Raw genomic sequence first — 20,853 nt, 5'->3', positions numbered from 1 at the left:
AGATAGGAATGGACTATGAGTTATTGCGCCCATAGTCCATTTTTTTACTTTACTATTGAAGCCGCCACAAAGATTGCACATTTGGCGGCTCCCAGCCAACCAGTGAGGTATGAGGCTGGAGACAAACATAGGAGAGGCCTGCGTAGGTTACTGTACTTCCAGCAACATAGCTTGCTTGAGCAGCCCAAGTCGTTGTTCCACCTGAGCCAGCTGTTGTTGAGGCTTGAAGTACGTTGCTAGCTGCCGACAAATTTCCTGCAGCATCCTTTGCTTTCACTGTAAAGCTATAGGTTGTGTTTGCTGTAAGACCGCTAACGGTAGCTGTAATTCCAGCAACATTGAGGCTGGAAGAGCCATAATAAACGGTGTAACCGGTAACTCCGACATTATCCGTTGATGCTCCCCATGAAAGACTAATGGTAGAAGCTGTAGCACCTGTTGCTTGAAGATTATTTGGGGCAGTTGGCGCTGTAGTATCGGCTGGTCCTGCATTGCCGCATGGACCAATTAATTTCCACACGCTGCTAATATCTGGGCGCTCTCCTTTTGTCCACCATTTAGCTTCGTATTCAGAGCCGTTGTAGGAAGCACGCTGTCCGCCTGTATAGGCTGTGTCGGTGTTCCATTGCTGTACGGTGCAAACATTTGCGGGGCTTGTAGTAACCGTAATTGGCGTACTTGCACCAGACACATTGCCTGCTGCATCATATGCCTTCACTGTAAAGGTATAGGCAGTGTTAGGGGATAATCCGCTAATTGCTGCGCTTGTACCCGTTGCATTCACGTTTGTTGTACCGTAAGTCACGGTATAACCGGTTACATTAACGTTATCCGTCGAAGCGTTCCATGCTAAGTTGACACTGAATGCACTCGTACTTGTCGTGCGTAAATTAGCAGGTACTGAAGGTGCTATTACATCCACAACGGGTGCATCAGTAGTTACATTAATCACGTTGCTCGCGCCAGAAATATTGCCCGCTGCATCTCTCGCTTTTACAGTAAATGAATACGCTTTGTTAGCTGTCAAACCGCTGATTGTTGTGCTTGTACCTGTAACGGTTGTTGAAGTTGAACCATATGAGACGATATATCCCGTTACTCCTCGATCATCGGTAGATGCACTCCAAGACAGGCTCGCACTCGTGGACGTTTTGGCAGTTAATTGAAGATTTGCAGGAACTGACGGAGCTGTAATGTCACCTCCACCAGAACCATATTGATCGAGATAGGTACGATGACTCGTAGAAAATAGATTGTTCGTATATTTATCCCAGTTGATAGACCAGGTCATCAATCCTTTTAAATCAGGATAACCAGCGGTATTGCGAAGAACGTAGGTTCCGCCGAAAGGTATACCTTTTATAAGATAATCAAGAGCTTTCTGCACGTTAGCCGGTGTTGTATAACCTCCGCCTGCTGCTTGTGGTGAAGCGGGCAAACCAATGACGATTTGATCTGGACGAAGAGCCGGAAACATATTATTCGGATTGCCTCCGACTGGAAATCCAACAAGCAGCATTTCAGCCATAGCCACATGGAAGTCAGGCGTACCTTGAGAATAGGCTTTACCATCAAGGCCTAACATAGGACCCGTATTATAATGCTGAACATGCAGGTAATCCAGCTCATTTCGCAGATCGTAGATGACAGGGAGGTATGCTCCCCAAAGTCCTGTATAGTTTCCTGCTCCACCCTGAACATAGGCGGTTTCCGGTGCCATGGTCAGAAGGAAATCTGAACTATAGCTATTTAATATTTCACGCGTAGCAGAAATTAAATTTACTATTTTTGGGGTGGTAGGAGCTTTGAAGTTGGTGTCTCCTGTGTTAAGGGCAAGAGAGCTGCCTTCAAGGTCAATATCGAGGCCGTCAAATCCATATAAATTAATAATACCCTTCATCGTGTTCACAAATGTTGTTTTGGCCTGAGGTGTAGTAAGCTCCACTGCACCGTTAGCGCCGCCGATGGATATGAGCACCTTTTGTCCTCTCGCTTTAAGGTAAGCAACATCAGACTGAAACTCGCTAACTGTTGCGTTGTAAGGGGTGAACACCATATTGCCAGTATGTGCGCCACCTGTTGGTTCAGCAAAAGCGACCTGGATCACGTCGTAATCCGGAGAAATATCTTTTAAACGAATATTGGTAGAGAAGTTGTCAAAATTATGCCAGTAGCCTACGATTATTTTGTTGCGAGCTGTTGCGGCCTCTACTCTATCCGTTCCTAAGGGCAATCCAGTCAATACTAGCAGCGCTGCTAGGGCAGCTAAAAGAGCTTTCATCATTCGTTTCGTTGATCGCGAATAATTTTTCATCGTCAACTATCTCCCTTCTCAATATAAAGCTTCTGACCACTACCTTTTTTGTAAGCGATTACATTCAATCTCTTAAAAACATCACCTCCTAACCGTATAAATGGGATGTACTTAGAGTGTGGCGAAAAACCGAGAGGTACAATAGAGTTCGACTCTTCTTGCAATGGAGTAAGAAAACTTGATAGGCAAATAGGAGACTAATTCAAGAGGAAACAACTTTTATTCTGAGGGGGAAAGGAGTAAAAATAAAGGGGGATTTTTCCTGTAGTTTAGGGAGAAAAATCTATCACTTATCGTTGCACCTAGCAATTCTGAATCAGCATAGGCGATTACGAGAGGCGCTGCCAATGAATGAGCGGTTGTCAGTCTTTACTGTCAGGTATACAATGTGTAAGGAGAAAATCAGAATGATAGTTTTAGTAAAGGGAGTGCAACAGGTTTGTCATCAAGTGCTTTAGCTTCAGCTTCGCCTTCTTTCCATGTTCGTTTAACCACATTGCTTTTAGTTGTTGTAGTAGCCGGTATGAGTCAAGGGCTGCTGCTGCCATTGCTTTCGATTATGCTGGAGGATTCAGGCGTATCGTCAGATATGAACGGGATTAATTCAGCTGCCATGTATATCGGAATTTTTTGTACAATGTTTTTCGTTGAGAAGCCGGTCATGCGTTTTGGGTACAAAAAAGTCATTTTAGTCGGCATTTCATTAGTTACACTTGCTAATCTACTGTTTCCATTTACTCATTCGTTGGCGATATGGTTCGTCTTGCGTTTGCTGGTTGGTGTCGGCGATAGCTCGCTCCATTATGCGACACAGTTATGGATTGTAAGCTCAAGTCCAGCCGATCGACGGGGGAAATTTATTTCGCTGTACGGTATGGCTTATGGACTCGGCTTCAGCTTAGGGCCGCTGGGCATCAATCTTCTTCCACTTGGAAGGGCGGTTCCATTCTTAGTGTCCAGTTTATTTTTTGTAACTGTACTGATGCTTGTGCTGCGTATGAAGAATGAAATGCCGGAGCGGGCAGCACGAGGAACGGCGTCTGAGAATCGCTTTGTAAAAACCTACCGTCTCGCGTGGTTTGTCCTTATACCTGGCTTCTTATATGGACTGATGGAAGCTTCTATGAATAGCAACTTTCCGTTGTATGGATTACGGATCAACCTGAGCCAGCATTGGATTTCGCTTCTGCTTATGGCATTCGGAGTCGGGGCTCTAATTCTTCAGCTGCCGCTTGGCATTTGGAGTGACCGGATCGGCAGGAAGCCGGTGTTAATTGGATGTGCAGTGGTAGGTGCTCTCGTCTTTTTCACCATACCTGTCGCTGGCGATAATATTGCGCTGCTCTTTGTATTATTTGCAATTGCTGGCGGAGTGGTTGGATCATTTTACTCTTTAGGTCTCGCTTATGCAGCTGATATACTGCCTCGGGCGATATTGCCTGCGGCGAATGTTATCGCTTCGATCCACTTTAGTATTGGAAGCATCATGGGCCCGACGCTTGGCGGTTATGGGATTCGTTATGTTTCTGTTCATAGTATTTTTCTGTTTTTAGGTGCGGCCTTCCTTATCTTCGCGCTGCTTGGTTTTGGATTTCGGCCGAAAGCAGCTGAGGTGCCAAAAGTAGAAATTTCTAGCTGAGTGCTAAAGTATGGTTCATGCATAAGTGTAGTTTCTGGATCTATTTGGGTGGTTTAATTTATATTGAGGGGAATAGGGCTAGTTTCTAGTCCTATTTTTTTATCTCTAGCTTTTGAGGCGCATTCGTTGTCAAAAGAGAAAGAATTCATCCTTTATGTGCTTATTATTACGCTGAATGAACGGCTAACGGGCAGGCAGGGCAGTTCCAATATGTGGTATATTTGAATTAATGACATTCTTTAAGCGGAGGTGCTTATGAATCCTGCTTTTGACAACTATATCGAATCGCTGGCTGGCCAGGACGTGACCATCATCGGCGCAGGCGTCAGCAACTCACCGCTGATCCGCATGCTGTGCTCAGCAGGGGCGCGCGTCACCGTTCGCGACCTCAATCCGGCCCTGCCCCGGGACGAGTGGGACGATCTAGGCGTTGGGCTCCGCTTAGGGGAGAATTACCTAGATCGCGTTGGGGGCGATATCGTGTTCCGCACTCCGGGCATGCGCCCAGACCATCCGGCGCTGGACTCGGCCCGCGCTGGCGGCAGCCGTGTGACCAGTGAGATGGAGGAGTTTTTTGCGTTGTGCCCTTGTCCCATTTTCGGCGTGACCGGTTCGGACGGTAAAACTACCACCACGTCGTTAATTGCAGACATGCTGGCAAACGGGGGGCGTACGGTTCATCTGGGCGGCAACATTGGCACGCCACTGCTGACGCGCGCGGGCGAGATGTCGCCGCTGGACGTGTGCGCGGTCGAGCTATCCAGCTTCCAGCTGATGGACATGACGCGCTCTCCCCATGTGGCGGTTATAACCAACCTCTCGCCCAATCACCTCGACTGGCACCGCGACATGGATGAATATATCGCCGCCAAGCGTCGCCTGCTGGATTTTCAGAGTGCTGACGACCTTGCCGTTCTTAACGGCGACAACCCGGCTACCGCCGCACTGCGCGGGCGGGGGCGGACCAAGTATTTCGGCGGTCACACAGTCTGCGATGGAGTGATCGATGGTCTGGTACCTATCAGTGACATTCGTTTGCCCGGGTGGTATAACGTGGAAAACGTTATGGCTGCCATGACCGCCGTGAGGGGGACCGTGCCGGACGAGGCAATTCTGGAGACGGTACGCACATTTGCTGGCGTGGAGCACCGAAACCAGTGGGTGGCCACTGTGGACGGCGTGCATTACTACAACAATTCAATCGGATCCAGCCCCGCCCGTACCGTTGCCACGCTGCACGCACACGAGGGCCGAGTGCTGCTGATCGCCGGCGGGAGAGATAAAAACGTACCTTTTGACGAGATGGCTAGGCTGCTGCCTGATCATGTCAAGGTGTTGCTGTTGATCGGCGAAGCGGCCAGTCAAATCGAGGCTGCAGCGCGCAGCGTGCCGAGTTGCCCGCCTATTTTTCGTTGTGAAGGCTTGGCCGAGGCTGTGGCGCATGCGCACAAGCTGGCCGCACCGGGCGACACGGTGCTGCTGAGCCCTGCCTGCACTGCGGTTGATCAATACAGCAACTTTGAAGAGCGCGGGCGCCACTTTGTAGAGCTGGTCGGGGCGCTGCGTCGGTCGGAGAGATAGGATTGAATAAGACACTGGCGTTTTCCGGGAAATCCTGATTGAACGCGTGTGTGGTAAACGGGAACGGGTAACGTTAACTCAATAATACAGCGGCAGTCTAGGGCTTTTTTTCTCGTCCACGACTGCCGCTGTTTTTTTATAGTTGGGGCCAGTCTACAACGAAGCTCCTATGTGAATAGGTTTTTTGCGCCAATCTCTAATGTTAAGAAATTATATCGTTTGCTCCAAAAGTATAGACAGAGCCTGAGCAATCTCTTATTTTAGACATGTGGTCATTTGGGTGGAGCTGTTCAAATCAATAGTAATTGGAGGTCAGCATTAGCGGCATAGTTAACATGAGATAGGCAGATGAAGCAATTACAACATTATAATGGAGGATTATAACATGTTATCTAGTAAGTGGGCCAAGCTGGCAGCAGCTTTTATTTTAACAGCAAGCTTTGCAGGGCAAAATATAGCGTTGACAACAACATTCGCAGAAGCGGGCAACCAGTCGGCTGGGACTTCAGGCACTGGAAAATGGATGGCAGGGGAATACCATGCCCATACCTACGTTTCAGATGATACGCAGCAATCAGTGCAGACGGTGCTCGATCAAGCTTTTGAAACCTATGGGATGGACTGGATGAATTTATCTGATCATCTGAGAACTTCAAAGCGGGATGAAGAAGGAAACTCGCTTCCTTCTCCGATATCATTTACAGATGCTGTTAATAAATATCAGGTTAACATCATTAATAAACTAAAAGACGCAGGAAAGTACAAGGATAAAATTATTTTTTCAGGGTTTGAGTGGGATATGCCAACCTACGATCATGTCGGAGCAGGCATATTAGCGGATAGCGAAGAAAGCAGCTTAAAGGCAACGAGCCTTTTTGAATATTTATATACGGATCGCCCGGAGAGCATGTTTGACCCGGCAGTTGTAGCAGAGTGGAAATTGCAGTACCCAACGCGGCCTGCACTAAATGCGGATACGGCGCGCGATGCTGTGAAGTGGTTGAAAACAAATTATGCAGATTCCAGCTATATGATCATTAATCATCCATCCAGAAAGCTTGTCAATGGCAATGCGATTTTTCGAATTTCAGATATACGTGATTTTAACAATATAGCGCCAAACATCTTTTTTGGGATGGAGGGCATGCCAGGCAATCAGATGGAGCCAGATAGAGCCGGTTTGAATCAAAATAATCCCAAGACCAAGACGTACGGCGGCTCCGACTATATGATTGCTAAGGTTGGCGGGGTGTGGGATGCGCTGCTTGGAGAAGGTCGCCGGTTTTGGAATTTCACCAACTCTGATTCCCATTTTAAAGTATCGCAAGGTCTTTATTCCAGTGGCTACGCGCCGGGTGAATATTCCAAAAATTATACATGGGTAGAAGGCAGCGACATGTCAGCTGTGCTGGACGGCATGCGTTCAGGCAAATCATTTTCGACAACAGGTGATCTGATTAATGCTCTAGATTTCACGATTACTAACGGTGCAAACAAAGGCGAAATGGGGCAAAACTTGAAGGTGAAGGATGGCGATGCGCTTAAGCTGACCATTCGTTTCAAAAGCCCGCAGACAAACAATTACGCCGTGATTAAAAGTGAAAATCCAGCAATCAATGACAAATATATTTACCAAAGTGACGTGACAAATGCCGTTAATGTTGACCACGTTGATTTGATTGCCGGTGATGTTACAGGTGAGGTTAAGCCTGGTACGGATGAATACAACAAAGATACGAATGATTCAACGAAGGTCATTGCCAGATTCACGAGCGAAGACTGGACAACAGACGCGGAAGGCTACAATGTCATTACGTATGATCTCGATCCAGCGTACAAAGATCAGTATTTTAGACTAAGAGGCACTAATCTTGGCGAAAATGTAGCTGGCGAAACTGAAAACGGCGAGCCGCTCATTGACGTCAGAACAGAAGACGATACAACGATTGAGGATCTAGATATCCGTTATATGAAACGGTTTAATGAGATTAACGATCGCAACTACAAGGATCTTTGGTTTTATTCGAATCCTATCTTTGTAACGAGTGAGCCAAACGACGATGGTAACACAGGTCCAGGTCCAGGACCGATCGTGACGCCTCCTCCGGCTCCAGCTACGTCTGTAGAAGTAGACTTAGATGTGTCGAAGGGGATTGATGGCGCAATTAAAGATGTTGTCAGCTTTAATGTGCCAGCAGGCGCTGCAGCTGTTAACGGAAAAATAAGCGCTAAGGTTGTAGGGGCGAATGAGGCACCGTCGGCTGGGACGCTTGAGGCGCTTAGTCCGGTGGTCGAATTCCAAAGCACAGCAGGCAACCAATTCAACAAACCGGTGGAGATTAGCTTCAACTACAAGAAGGATCAAGTCCAATCGGGCAAAAAAGCGGCCATTTATTACTATAACGAGCTGCAAAAGCGTTGGATTTATGTTGGCGGCACTTTCAAAGCAGATAGCACAATTTCAGCCAAGGTGAACCACTTTACTAAATTTGCCGTTTTCCAAGCAGAAGCGAAGCTGTTCTCCGATGCGATAACGCACTGGGTGGCACCATTTGCGGATCGCTTGCTTGGCATGAACGTAATTCAAGGCTTTGAGGATGGGACATTCCATCCAGAAGAGAAGGTTACTCGTGCTGCCTTTGCAAAAATGATCGTGCAAGCTCTGGGACTGCCAGCGGCTTCAGGAGCTGCAAGCTTTGCGGATAACAGCGACATTCCAGCATGGGCTGGAGCTGATGTAGCTGCTGCTATGCAAGCGGGTATTTTGAAAGGCTACGAGCAAAACGGGAAAATGCTTTTCAAGCCAAATCAAACGATTACACGCGCTGAGATGTCAGTAATGATTGCGAATGCTTTAAAGGCTAACGAGCAGCAGCCAGCAAGTGCGGAAATGACATTTAAAGACGCAGCTGCTATCCCGGCATGGGCGAAGGACTCCATCAACCGTGCGGTTTCGGAAGGTATTATAACGGGCTATACCGATCTAACGTTCCGTTCCGGTCGTGCAGCAAGCCGAGCGGAAGCCGCGGCCATGATTTTCAGGCTGCTTGATCGCTTGCATATTTAAATACGAAAGAACCTTCAGCCGCCTATGGAGCAGCTTGAAGGTTCTTTTTTTGTATATTGCAGCGTCATTCATAGCACGAAAAAGAGGTACTCTTAATGGAAGCTTGATCGTATGAATTTTTAAGCGATTAGACACAAGGGTTAAACGAGGAGCGATTATTAAACGAACGGGCAGTTTAACGCAACAAAACTGCTGACGAGCTCGTTTTTATGTTGAAACGGATTTATAACAAATGAGGGTGGTATCTAAATGAAGAAGTTATCTTGTTCATCTGTTCTTACTCTGTGCATCGTACTTTGTCTTATTCTAATAGTCGGATGCTCTAATGCTAATGAAGAGACTAATACAGGAGAAAATACTGATTGGGAACTTACAAAATATAAAACTGTCAACGACCTTGAAGGAGTAACGATGTCTGTTAAGAAAGGAACGGTCACCACTACTGAATTGACTGTAGTATTTGATAATAACTCTGGTAAGCAATGTATTTATGGTGAATATTTTTTGTTGGAAAAGAAAATGGATGGTAGTTGGTATCAAGTCCCTGTTGCTATAGATGGTAATTACGGATTTAATAGTATTGGACATGGCTTGGAGTCTTCAAATGTTAGCGAATGGACAGTTGATTGGAATTGGCTCTATGGAAGACTGGTTACTGGTGAATACCGAATAGTGAAAGATATACTCGATTTTAGAAAAGCAGGCGACTACGATACATACTTTTTGGCGGCGGAGTTTACAATCAATTAGCTGTTAGTTTGAAGTTTATTCTAAAAGAGCCGATTTCACTTGATGATATTACGCTAACGGGCAGGCTAGTTTAATGATTGGGGCTATAAGGCTGTACTAGATAGAACAATGTATAGTGTACTGTTGAGCTATGGGAGACCATAACAAAACCACCTTTTCGAAGGTGGTTTTGTTATGGTCAAATACTAGTATCAAAATTTAACATAGCCTAGATTTTAAATATTGCACCCACATCCCGTGCAGCTCAGCTTCCGATACTTGAAATGCGCCTTGAAAATCAGTGGCATCGCGTATGAATTTGTTGAGCGCATCTAAACTGTATGAATGGATGAGATATTCTACGAGCAAGTGCGAGAATCCATATCCCCCTATCTTCTCGAAATCCCAGGTATCATTAGTTAATGCTTGAAAGCTAGGGACAGCGTTATTTTGAATCGCTTCGGAGGTGCTATACTGGATATATTCTTGTGACATTTGTTTGGCTTCATGCCCGCCGAGCCCGTGTGTAAGCCATTTCGGTGCCAACGGATTGATATCTTTCACTAACCACATCGTAAACAAGCTTATAGTGTGCCGTAGTACCGATTGATACGTATGTTCAGGGCCTGGGTTGAGTGGGGATACGATTTTAATTTTATTGTCTTCATAGGTTCCCATAAACCAATTGGGCGCATCCGGCTCGTTCATTGCTTGATGAAAAGTGGGCAGATCCGGATAGATCTCAATAGCGATTTTCTGAGAAGGTCGATGACGATAGGTTGTAATAATTCGATCTACATTGCTTTTCAACTCTTCAAATAAGTCATGGTATACCTTGTTCATACCATCATTCTTGGAGGGAGCCTCGCTTTTATCCACAATCGATACCAATTCTTTAATAGACATGATTGAAATGTCACCCCATTCTTTTAATTCTTTTTTTAGTTTGTTTAAGGCACGATAGAGTCTGTTCTTGACTGCGCTTTCAGGCATCCCGATGATTTTGGATATTTCCAATAAAGTGCAATCGACGAAAAAACGCAATGATATGATTTGCTGATCTAATTCATTCAATCGGGCTAATGCAGCACTAATATCAAGACGGATATCGACATCTCTAGCAATATCGAGGGATATCGATTGGGACTGAAAATCGATTACTTCGTGCACCATTTCTTTATTTCGTGATCTCGTACGATACTCGTTTTTCACAATATTTTGCGCGATTTTGAATAGCCAAGTAAATATACTGGAGTTACACTTAAACAAGTGAAAGTTTTCCATTGCTTTTAAAAAAGCTTGTTGCGTTAAGTCATCGGCAGTTGCCGAATTTGTCTTTACTGCAATATAATTTCGAATTCTATCTCGATATTGATTATAAATTCCTTCGAAATGCTGGATGTGCTCCTGCTCCTCCGGAAGAACAGGGATTTTCTTTTTGTCTTGAGCTCGTGACACCAGTAGTACCTCCTCCTGAACTTACAATTCATTAGACACCGAAGGGAGGTAAAAAGCCACATCATTTTAAAATAATTTCACACGACGCCATTCCATTTTTTTAAACCCCGAAAAAGCAAAGCGTAAAGGCAATTCAGCCATGTGGTATTAAGTGAGGATTACCAATGGAGAATGAGATTCAGGAGCTTAAAAAACGTATTGGCTTTCTGGAAAAGCAAGTTCAGAACAAACAACTTCAGTCATCTAATATATTGAGGTTGAGCTTAACTTTTATAATAGTACTCGTGACTTTGCTCATCTTGATTGGAATCTTTCAATTTATAACCCCCCAACCAATTGAACTAACGGGTAACGATATTTCAATAAAAAAACGGAAGTAGCCGATAACAATGATCGGCTGCTTCATTATGCTAACTGGCAGTTTAGTTATAATTGTTTACTACCTTCTATATCATTTGTGAGGTGCTATAATTGTAAATATAAGTAAATGGGAGGTTGTACAACTAATGGAAAATAAATTGCCTTTATTTATCGTAACAGGTGCAAGTGGGTCAGGGAAAACATATGTCATTAAGGAACTACGGAGATTGATGCCTGATTTTGATATTTTTGACCCTGATAATCTTGTTGAATTTATTGGGCATGATTGGGAGAAAATGCGAAATATTTGGCTTAGGGTTGCACGAAATATCGCTCAAAGTGGGCGCATGACTATAATATGCGGAACAATGATGCCTTGGGATATTGAAAAATGTGTGGACTATCCATTTTTTAAGCATGTATATTACCTAAACCTACATTGTGATGAAGAAACTCGCGAAAAACGTCTACGTGAAAGAAATTGGTCAGAGGAAGAGATTCAAAACCACAAAAACTTTGCAAAACGATTGCTTGAAATTGCTGATGAGGTCTATAACCCACCTATGCCTACTATTGATACAACGGATACTGATGTAACCGAAGTTGCCTCTCAGATAAAAGAGTGGGTTCTCCAATACGCTTGAACTAACAGGGAACATTAGTTGAACAGTACAAGAAGCAGATACTACGGTAGCTGCTCCTTGTTTTTATTAAGCTAATGGGCAGGATAATTCAATCGTTTCTAGAATATTCCCTGAGTTGAATAATTTTATAAACTGTGAATATAACGTTATCTGAAAAATACGCAAAGATTATTTTTTGAAGGGATGATTAAATTGAAGCAAGGGATATTAGTTTATCTAAATGGAACTTCAAGTTCTGGAAAGACCTCGATATCGACTGAACTGATAAATCAGAAAGAGATTCCTTTTTATCATTTATCAATTGATGATTTTTTTAATAATTACAATGATTTTATTAATAATAAATTTCCAGATGAACCTCCAAGAGAAATAGATCATCAAGTTGTCTCACAATTACTTGATGATTCCATATTCTCAGTGTACCATTCGACAATTAAATTGTTATCAGAACTGGGTTTTAATGTAATAGTAGATACCGTAATCGACAATGACAAGAGGTTTAATGAGTTTCTTGATCAATTTTTCGATCAGTCTACGTTATTTATAGGTGTAATATGCTCGAAAGAAGAACTCATAAGAAGAGAGCAAGCAAGAGGAGATAGAAAAGTTGGACTGGCAGCTTCACAGTTTAGCAAAGTATATTGCTTTGATGAATATGACCTCGAAGTAAATACGGAAGAGATGAACCCAAAAGAATGTGCCGAAAAAATATTAAATTTTATTAAGTCCGATAAGGAATACTCGGTATTTAAGAAATTAAGCAAAAAAAATGTTAGTGTTTCCTAGATGGCGTATCCAGATACCACCATATTCAAGCATTAGGGCTATCGCCCCTCAGCGTCCGAGGGATTTCGGGATTGAGCTAACGGAGAACGTTAGTTCAATAAACAGCGGCAGTTTTGGACTTAATATCTGAGTCCAAGGCTACCGCTGTTTCTATTTTAAAGCAGTCTAATCGATTTATTACTCGAGCATATCCCGCGACGATATGTTTCCTCAGACAGCGCATGTGGAGTGTGTGGTAAGGATATATCGGGATTGAAGAAAATGAAATATGATAATGATTAATAGAGCCGTTATTAATACTAGAAACTATGAAGTTGTATTTGAAGATGATCAATTAAAAGCAACTAATCTGAAAACGGGTGAAGAATTTGGTCGCGTACCGGAGGACCTTTCGCTCGTTGGAATCGATGACAGCAGTCTCGCCGCGACCTGCGAGGTTCCGCTGACTTCCGTCAAGTATCCAAAGCAAAAACTCGGCAAAAAAGCCGCCGAGTTTTTGTTGAATATGATTCAAACCGATAGTCCGGGAAATGAGGGATTATTATACAGACCGTCATTGATAGCGCGTGCATCGACAGCGGCACCCAAGTGATAATGAAGCAGTCATAGACCAAAACCCTATGCTACTGTCGTGTGTTTAGAGGCATCTGACCGGAGATTTTCTTTGTAAATAGAAGGAGACCCTTCCGGTTGGATATTGTCCAGCCGGAAGGGTCCGCATTTTTCTGTTTACGCTTTTACTTAGCCAGATATTCGACGAACCTTACAAAGATAGTGGCTACTTCGGCGCGGGTGGCGGTGGCTTTGGGGTCAAAGAGGTTGTTCGGCTTGCCTAATACAATGCCGATGCCCCGCAGCGCCTGAACGGCCTCCAACGTCCATGAGCTGATCTCACTCTCGTCCGCGAAGGACTTAGATTGGCTTTCAGGTATCTCATAGCCCTTGTACTTCATGTAGTTGTACAGTATCACCAGCATCTGCTCGCGCGTCATCGGTGAATTGGGGTCAAACAGGTCTGCGTTTATACCGTTGACTATGCCGCTTTCGGCCGCCCACTCGACTGCCGCCGTGTACCACTGCCCGTCCGTCACGTCGCTAAAGCGGGAACTCGTGTAGCCGGAGCGGTTTGCGTTCTCAAGATTGGCCAGTACCTGCACGAACATCGCGCGCGTCATTGAGGTGCCAGGTGAGAACGTCGTGGACGTCGTGCCGTTGAAAAGACCGTATGTGTAGGCGAAGTTTACGTAGCTGTAGAACCAGTCGTCCATGTTGACATCCTTGAAAGGATTGCCCGACATCACGAGGAAGCCCAGCGGGGTGTCGTCATCGAACACAAGCTCCGTACCCTCATGGATGTTCAGCGACATGCCGTTGTCTAAGCCGACACTCGCGCCGCCCGGTCCTACCACAACCGCGCCGCCGCTCTGTATCTTCGAGCCGCCGTGGATATCCACCTGGTTGCCGTTCGGCAGGTTCACATGCGCGTCTCCGCCGCCCACTGTGACCGTACCGTCGCCCGCTATCGTCGAGCCGCCCGGAATGGTCACTGTGCTGTTGCCGCCGGGTAGTGCCACTTCGGCGCTCTTGTCCGCCGGAATAGTCACCTTACCGTTTGAGTCTATAGTTGTGCCTTCGGGTACCTTAATCTTCGTCCCACCCTTGGTCGCAATCTCGCCGCCGCCGGGTAGGGTGGTGTTGCCGTTTTTGTCAGTGACCGCGGGCTTATCCTTAGGTGTATTCACTGTGTAGTTCGCCTTCGACAATCCAGCGTTTGTCCCGGTGCCCGTATTGCCGCTGTTGCCACCAGAAGGATCGGGCACAATGGGAGTCGGCGTCTTCGTCGGCGTAGCCGTTGCACTGATCTCCGCGCCGTCGCCCTTCGCACTTACCGCAACGACCTTGAAGGTGTAGCCTTGGTCGTTTGTCAGGCCCTTGAAGGTATATTTGGTCTCCGCCGCACCCAGTGTGACTGGCGTCACGTTGCCGTACCAGACCTTGTAACCCAATATCGCGCTGCCACCGTCGTCAGCCGGAGCAGTCCAGCTCAATGTGACCTGTCCGTCGCCCGCCGTCGCCTTGAAGCCGCCCGGAGCACCGGGCACGTCCGTTTTTCTCTGCGCAAACATCCAATCAAAGACGTCTGTGTAGTCATTGTTCCAAGCCGACAAGTTAGAGGACTGCGCCGTGGGAGCTATGCTCCAAGTCCCCGTAGTTATCTGGTTGTAAAGAACCGCCGCTTCAACTTCGTGCGCTACATAATCAGCCAGGACAGGTGTGTTGGCCTGATTCGGCCTCTGATTCGGCTGATCAAATTGATTGTAGGGCCACGTAAGAGCCTCATTGCTCTCAAAGCGCGAAGCCCTCGCGTTGATCATTTTCGGCATATTGGTGTTTATGAAGCTAGTGAGGTTAGTCTGGTATATTCCAACGTTATGAGCATTTATAAACATCCAATAGGCCAGGTTGGTGTGAACGTCGTTGGCGTTGGCGTTCGGTGAGCCGCTTACAGGGGACATAGGTGCGGCGGCCGCGAAGAAGCCGGGGTAGGCGTTAACTAAGTTGTTCGTATACTGGCCACCCCATGAGAAGCCCGCCGCATATATACGATTAGAGTCTGCTGCGCCGCTAGCAACCAGGTCGTCTATAACCTTCTTAACATTGACTGTGGAGGGAGTAGACGTGCCATTATAGGAAATATTCAGTATATGGCTGGCGTATTTGCCGGGGTTTTCTTCCATTTTCTTCATCAGAGCGACCGCACCGTTGGCGGATTTCATGGCCGCTTTTTGGTCTGTCGTAGCGACTGTGCCGCCACGTCCCATGCCGTGGGTATAGACATACAGCGGCAATCCTTGCAACACTTCACCGTTTTCATCCTTGTGAAGGTAGAGCGCGCGATTGACCGAATTGCCCGTGGGTGTTGTAAACTTGTCAAGGATCGGATTCACAACTTTTTCCTGTTCAAAAACCACGTTGCGAAGCGGACTCCCTTCTGTCAGTACGATCTCGCCGTTTTGGACGATGTTGTAAACCTGCTTTGTCGAGTTACTGCTGCCATCCAGCGTTATATTGCCGCCGCTCGCTGAATAAAACTCAGACTCAACTACGATGTAACGGCCGCTTGCCAGTCCGGCCTGATAATCCGGTGAATTGCTTACCGTCCCCAGATAGCCGCGCACCTTCGGTTTGACATTGGCGTATACCCTTGTGATTTTGCGCGTCCCTTCAAAGGTCACCGAGTCACCGTTCAGGGTCGTGTTCCTAGCCGACAAGGTAAACAAGCCCGGATTAAGCTCGGAGCCTAACGCCGCCTTCCCCTCGCCTAAGTCAATGATGACAGCCGTCGTGTACTCGCCACTGGCGAAGTTGTCATTCCATACGATAAAGGGAAGCAGCTCCGCGTCCGGATCGTTTTTGAATGTCACGTGAATTGTATGGTCAGCGTTAACATTTAAAAAGGTATAAGTGCCAGCGGATAGAGTCGCGGCCTCGCCGTCTACCGTTACGGTATCCACAATTTTGCCGTAATCGGGGGTAAACGTTAATTCTTTGTTTGAGCCCCTATCTATTCTCAGAACATCGCCGGGTGGGTTCGACGTTATTCGGCCGCCCGATCCCGCCGTGGCGGTGATTGAGAATCTGGTGTCCACTTCATTGGCTAAAGAGAGCTCCAGGCTGTTTGTAAATGAAGCAGCGCTGGTATAAGCCGCGTCCGGATCTCCGAAACAGGAAACGACTTCATAGCGGTCACCGCCCTTTTCCGTCGAGTTATTGATATAAACCTCAAAGGTAAGCATGCCCTCCTCCAAGGTCAAGGTTCTTTTGGGTATTCTCATCTCCACGATATATCCTTTTTCCGTGGTCTGGGTCCACGCAGCTCTGCCCGGAGCGGCCTGCCCTGAAAACACGCCCGTCGCGCTGACGCGCCATTGGTTTGCGCCTCCGGTTCCGGTACCGACATAAAACTCCAGGCTGTCGTACTGGTGATCTCCGCCGGCTCCCTGATATAGATTGCTGTCCTCCACAACTACGCGGGCATACAGGTAGTTGTGGTCCCAAAGGATTCTGGCTGTGCCCGTGGCATGGGGTCTGGAGTCGCCGGGCACAGTGCTTTTGTTGATGTGATGCTCCATTGTCAGGGCCCACAGTGGGTCGTCTGACCCGAGTTCGGGAGTTCCGAAAATGGCGGTCGGCGTTTCATTCGCTTCTGCGTTCTCGATGTTGTCAGTGTCGGCGGCATAGCTGGTAGGCATTAGCGACGTCACCATTACCAAGCAACAGAGGTACGCGAGCATTCTGCTAAATCGTTTTTGCATAAATGAAAATCCTCCTTATTTTTCGATCCGGTGCGCCCACGGCTTACCCGCATCGTATTCGGACACATTGTCAATTTGACAAACGCCCAACTATATGATGTGGTATATTTACCAGGTTTTCAACCTGTCAAAATATAGAATCTATGGAAACGATTGATCCGAGAAATCTTTGAAAATAATCAGGATTCAATTCAAATAAATGCTGATGTTAAAGTGGCTTACTTATCTCATATTCAAGGCGAAATGCTAAAGGATTCTAATACAATACTAGAAGAATTCATCGATGCTGGGTGTAAAACTTATGAAGAGATTAGATCATATATTTCAAAGTATTGCTTTGAAGGTTGAAGGAGAAATTGTTAATCAAAAGATAGAATCTTTATCTGGCGGAAAAAAATATGCTTCAATTGGCTAAAGTTTCTGCCAGTAAAGCAAACGTATTGCTTCTTGATGAACCGACAAGTCATTTAGACACCTATACACAAATAGCACTGGAGAAAGCCATTGAAGACCATAAAGGTGCGATTCTCATGATTTCTATTTTGTGGTAAATGGTATGGATTATGTTTTAATCATTGACGATAAGACGATTCGAAAAATGAGTATACAAAAATTTAGAAAGATGATTTATGCTAGTCATTTAGATAGAGACTATTTAGAAACTGAACAAAAGAAAAAATCAGTTGAAACGAAAATAGAATTGGCTTTATAAGATACAGATTTTGTACTTGCAAAAGTATTGGTTAATGAACTGATAAATCAGAAAGAGATTCTTTTTTATCATTTATCAATTGATGATTTTATCAAAGATTTTTTTAATAATAAATTTTCAGATATTGAACCTACAAGAGAAGTAGATGAGCAAGTTATCGCACAAATAATGTTTGATCCCTTAGTCTCAATGTACTATTCGACAATTGAATTGTTTTCAGAAATGGGTTTGAATGTAATAGTAGATACTGTAATCGAGAATGACAAGAGGTTTAATGAGTGTCTTGATATATTTTCCAATCAGCCTACATTATTTATAGGTGTAATATGCTCGAAAGAAGAACTCATAAGAAGAGAGCAAGCAAGAGGAGATAGAAATATTGGACTAGCAGCTTCACAGTTCAGCAAAGCATATAGCATTGATGAATATGACCTCGAAGTAGATACGGAAGAGATGAATCCAATAGAATGTGCCGAAAAGATATTAAGTTTTATTAAGTCGAATCAGAAATACTCGGTATTTAAGAATCTAGTTAAAAGAAATGTTAGTGTTTCCTAGATGGCGTATCCATGAAATGAATGGTTTTGCCCTTTTGATCCAGCTTCATTTTCTTCAAGGAAAAAAGGAAATATAAACAAATAAGCGAATAAAAGTATGGATTACGATGCTATCAAAGGAGTAGAAGCGAAAATGTCTAATCAACTTAGCTCTCTTACCGTATTAATGGTATCCGATTTAGCAAAGTCTCAAAACTTTTATCGCGATTCGCTTGGTTTTAATGTAACCGATTGGTGGGCAGAGCGCGGCGGCTTGCATGGCGTAGCACTCAAGCTATTTCAAGCGGCCGCCCCTTCGGATGTAAGGCCGAATCAGCGTCCAGCTGGCGGCGGTTATGCCGTGGATGTACAGGTTTATACAGAAACATGGGCACAATTGGATGCGCTGTACGAGGAGTTCCGCAGTAAAAATGTTATCATTTCCGTGGAACCAATCATTTATGCAGACGGAGGACCATGGAAAGAGTTCGTCATCGAGGATCCGGATGGCTACCACTTTGCATTTGGCGGAACAGATGGCAACCCAGGCAACTAAAATAGTAAAAAGGCTGCCGATCAATGGATTCGGCAGCCTTTTATTAAAATAAGCTAGACGTTAACAGGAGTAGCCTCTACCATCCAGTCAAATGGATCTGCAATTTTGCCCATTTGAATGCCCGTTAGCGTATCGTAAAGCTTCTTGGAGATTTCGCCTGTATGGCCTCCATTGATGACGAGAACATCATCCTGCCAGTTCAGTTCTCCAATAGGAGAAATAACAGCAGCTGTACCTGTTCCGAAAACTTCCTCTAATGCGCCGCTGCGCCCAGCCTCATACAGCTCTTCGATCGTAATCGGACGCTCGACAACTTCAATATTCCAATGACGGAGCATATGAATGATGGAATTGCGAGTCACCCCATCGAGAATACTGCCGTTTAGTGCAGGTGTATGAACAACACCGTTGATTTTGAAGAAGACGTTCATACTGCCGACTTCTTCAATATATTTGCGATGTACGCCATCGAGCCATAGCACCTGAGAATAACCTTTCTCTTTAGCAAGCTCCTGTGCTTTGAGACCAGCAGCGTAGTTGCCGGCCGTTTTCGCTTCGCCCACGCCGCCCTTTACGGATCGAACGTACTCGGATTCGACGAAGATTTTTACCGGGTTCACGCCTTCTGTGTAGTAAGCGCCTACCGGCGACATAATGATGATGAATTTATACTCTGTAGACGGTGCTACACCAAGCTGAGGTTGAGTCGCTATGACGAATGGACGAATATAAAGCGACGTGCTAGGTGCTGTTGGAATCCAGTCCTTATCAACTGAAATAAGCTGCTTTAAAGCTTCAATCGTTGAATCGATATCGAGCTCAGGAACGCTGAGACGCTCGTTAGAGCGATTCATTCGTTGTATGTTTTTTTGAGGTCTGAACAGCAATACGCGACCATCGTCGGTTTTATACGCTTTCAAGCCTTCAAAGATCGTTTGTCCATAATGAAACACTTTAGCTGCAGGGTCTAGTACGATCGGTTGGTAAGGCAGAATACGCGGCTTGTGCCAGCCGTTGTCCGTCGAATAATCCATAATAAACATATGGTCCGTAAAATGATTGCCGAACCCAAGCTGGTCCACTTCTGGTTGTTGTTTCTTGTTTTTGGTTAACTCGATTTCCAATGATTGTAGCAAATGGCCCATCTCCCTTTATTGATCGTTAATTGAATGCTATCACTTCATGCGATATATTTAAAATATCTATTTTATTGAATGTCCATACCTTTAGGGTATGAACGGACGGAGTGATCGAATTGGACATGCGGCAGCTTAAATACTTCTTAACTATAGCACAAGAGGGACAGGTTACGCGCGCTGCAAAGCTGCTTAATATGGAACAGCCGCCTCTTAGCAGGCAATTGAAGCAAATGGAAGAGGAGCTTGGCGTCAAGCTGTTTGAGCGAAACGGCAAAGGGTTGATTTTGACCGATTCAGGAGAGCTGCTCAAGAAGAAGGCGGAGTCGCTGCTCTTGCAATTTGATGAATCCCTCAGAGAGGTAAAGGGGATGGAGGAGGGGGTTCGCGGCGTCCTGTCGATCGGGTCCGTTGTTTCCTGCATTTCCTTATTGCCCAAAAATATTGAGCTGTTCAGAGAGAAATATCCTCAAGTTACGTTTAAAATATCGGAGGGCGATCACTTCTATCTTGGTGAACAGCTGGAGAAGCGGGCCATAGATTTAGTTATCGCTCGGCTGCCGTTTGAGGCACAGAAACATCCGCAGCAATACTCCATTATGCCGCTGCCATCAGATCCGTTTGTTGCCGTTATTCCAAGCTCATGGACGGAATATGCAGGAAAAGAAGCATTGTGCATGAAGGAGCTTGCCCAGTTTCCGTTCCTCACCTTGAAGACGGATCGAACGACTCGCATGCATGAGCAGGTCGTGAACGAATGCAAACGGCACGGCTTCGTTCCTAATATTATATGCGAATGCTCTAGTGTCGCCATTATTATGTCCCTTATCGCTTGCGGCATTGGGGCGACCGTATTTCCGAAATCGGTTATGTCTTCTTTTCCAAGCACCGTCGTCAAAATGCTCAACATTGAGGATGCGGACTTTCAGTCGGGTGTCGGCATTCTATGGCTGAAGGATCATTATTTGCCCAAGCGCGCGCAGCAATTTATTGAAAGCTTTCGTACTGAAATGTAATAA

14 protein-coding genes and 1 pseudogene are annotated in these 20,853 nt (G+C 45.5%); 11 read left to right on the top strand and 4 right to left on the bottom strand.

Going from position 1 to position 20,853, the window contains the following annotated elements; all coding sequences use genetic code 11:
- Window positions 1-52 precede the first annotated feature (52 nt).
- A complete protein-coding gene (locus AC1DOV_RS23550) occupies window positions 53-2,314 on the bottom strand; it encodes a fibronectin type III domain-containing protein (protein ID WP_477509871.1) in 2,262 nt (753 codons plus the stop codon).
- A gap of 439 nt (window positions 2,315-2,753) precedes the next feature.
- Between AC1DOV_RS23550 and AC1DOV_RS23545 the strand changes: the two genes are divergently transcribed.
- The 4 genes from AC1DOV_RS23545 to AC1DOV_RS23530 all read left to right on the top strand — a co-directional run bounded on the left by AC1DOV_RS23545 (window position 2,754) and on the right by AC1DOV_RS23530 (window position 9,351).
- Window positions 2,754-3,953: an MFS transporter gene (locus AC1DOV_RS23545; protein ID WP_076267294.1), complete on the top strand. Its 1,200-nt coding sequence runs from the start codon at window positions 2,754-2,756 to the stop codon at window positions 3,951-3,953.
- A 255-nt stretch (window positions 3,954-4,208) separates the two neighbouring features.
- A complete protein-coding gene (gene murD, locus AC1DOV_RS23540) occupies window positions 4,209-5,534 on the top strand; it encodes a UDP-N-acetylmuramoyl-L-alanine--D-glutamate ligase (RefSeq protein ID WP_477551221.1) in 1,326 nt (441 codons plus the stop codon).
- Between the two features lie 385 nt (window positions 5,535-5,919).
- On the top strand, window positions 5,920-8,601 hold the full coding sequence (locus AC1DOV_RS23535) for an S-layer homology domain-containing protein (protein ID WP_477509869.1): 2,682 nt from the start codon (window positions 5,920-5,922) through the stop codon (window positions 8,599-8,601).
- Between the two features lie 249 nt (window positions 8,602-8,850).
- On the top strand, window positions 8,851-9,351 hold the full coding sequence (locus AC1DOV_RS23530) for an immunoglobulin-like domain-containing protein (RefSeq protein ID WP_477509868.1): 501 nt from the start codon (window positions 8,851-8,853) through the stop codon (window positions 9,349-9,351).
- A gap of 198 nt (window positions 9,352-9,549) precedes the next feature.
- Here AC1DOV_RS23530 and AC1DOV_RS23525 read toward each other — a convergent pair whose 3' ends face one another.
- On the bottom strand, window positions 9,550-10,788 hold the full coding sequence (locus AC1DOV_RS23525; protein WP_477509867.1) for an RNA polymerase sigma factor: 1,239 nt from the start codon (window positions 10,786-10,788) through the stop codon (window positions 9,550-9,552).
- Between the two features lie 506 nt (window positions 10,789-11,294).
- Between AC1DOV_RS23525 and AC1DOV_RS23520 the strand changes: the two genes are divergently transcribed.
- From AC1DOV_RS23520 to AC1DOV_RS23510, 3 genes are all read left to right on the top strand, one after another.
- Window positions 11,295-11,792, top strand: a complete 498-nt coding sequence (locus AC1DOV_RS23520; RefSeq protein ID WP_477509866.1) for an AAA family ATPase — start codon at window positions 11,295-11,297, stop codon at window positions 11,790-11,792.
- Between the two features lie 192 nt (window positions 11,793-11,984).
- Window positions 11,985-12,578, top strand: a complete 594-nt coding sequence (locus AC1DOV_RS23515; protein WP_477509865.1) for a chloramphenicol phosphotransferase CPT family protein — start codon at window positions 11,985-11,987, stop codon at window positions 12,576-12,578.
- A 268-nt stretch (window positions 12,579-12,846) separates the two neighbouring features.
- On the top strand, window positions 12,847-13,170 hold the full coding sequence (locus AC1DOV_RS23510; RefSeq protein WP_477509864.1) for a substrate-binding domain-containing protein: 324 nt from the start codon (window positions 12,847-12,849) through the stop codon (window positions 13,168-13,170).
- 145 nt (window positions 13,171-13,315) lie between these two features.
- Here AC1DOV_RS23510 and AC1DOV_RS23505 read toward each other — a convergent pair whose 3' ends face one another.
- Window positions 13,316-16,894: an S-layer homology domain-containing protein gene (locus tag AC1DOV_RS23505; protein WP_477551220.1), complete on the bottom strand. Its 3,579-nt coding sequence runs from the start codon at window positions 16,892-16,894 to the stop codon at window positions 13,316-13,318.
- Window positions 16,895-17,047: 153 nt separating this feature from the next.
- Between AC1DOV_RS23505 and AC1DOV_RS23500 the strand changes: the two are divergent.
- From AC1DOV_RS23500 to AC1DOV_RS23490, 3 genes and pseudogenes are all read left to right on the top strand, one after another.
- Window positions 17,048-17,603 (top strand): annotated as a pseudogene (locus tag AC1DOV_RS23500) (ATP-binding cassette domain-containing protein); the annotation flags it as partial.
- Between the two features lie 30 nt (window positions 17,604-17,633).
- A complete protein-coding gene (locus AC1DOV_RS23495; protein WP_477509862.1) occupies window positions 17,634-18,164 on the top strand; it encodes a chloramphenicol phosphotransferase CPT family protein in 531 nt (176 codons plus the stop codon).
- 132 nt (window positions 18,165-18,296) lie between these two features.
- Window positions 18,297-18,698, top strand: a complete 402-nt coding sequence (locus AC1DOV_RS23490) for a VOC family protein (protein ID WP_477509861.1) — start codon at window positions 18,297-18,299, stop codon at window positions 18,696-18,698.
- Window positions 18,699-18,751: 53 nt separating this feature from the next.
- On the opposite strand, the gene AC1DOV_RS23485 is transcribed toward AC1DOV_RS23490, so the two are convergent.
- Window positions 18,752-19,834, bottom strand: coding sequence for a branched-chain amino acid aminotransferase (locus AC1DOV_RS23485; protein WP_477551219.1), 1,083 nt, complete (start codon window positions 19,832-19,834; stop codon window positions 18,752-18,754).
- A 119-nt stretch (window positions 19,835-19,953) separates the two neighbouring features.
- Between AC1DOV_RS23485 and AC1DOV_RS23480 the strand changes: the two genes are divergently transcribed.
- Entirely contained in the window at window positions 19,954-20,850 is an 897-nt protein-coding gene (locus AC1DOV_RS23480; protein ID WP_076267287.1) for a LysR family transcriptional regulator, read from the top strand.
- Window positions 20,851-20,853 lie beyond the last annotated feature (3 nt).

This window comes from Paenibacillus sp. 01T47 (assembly GCF_056398245.1).
This window is presented reverse-complemented; position numbering and strand designations above follow the sequence as displayed.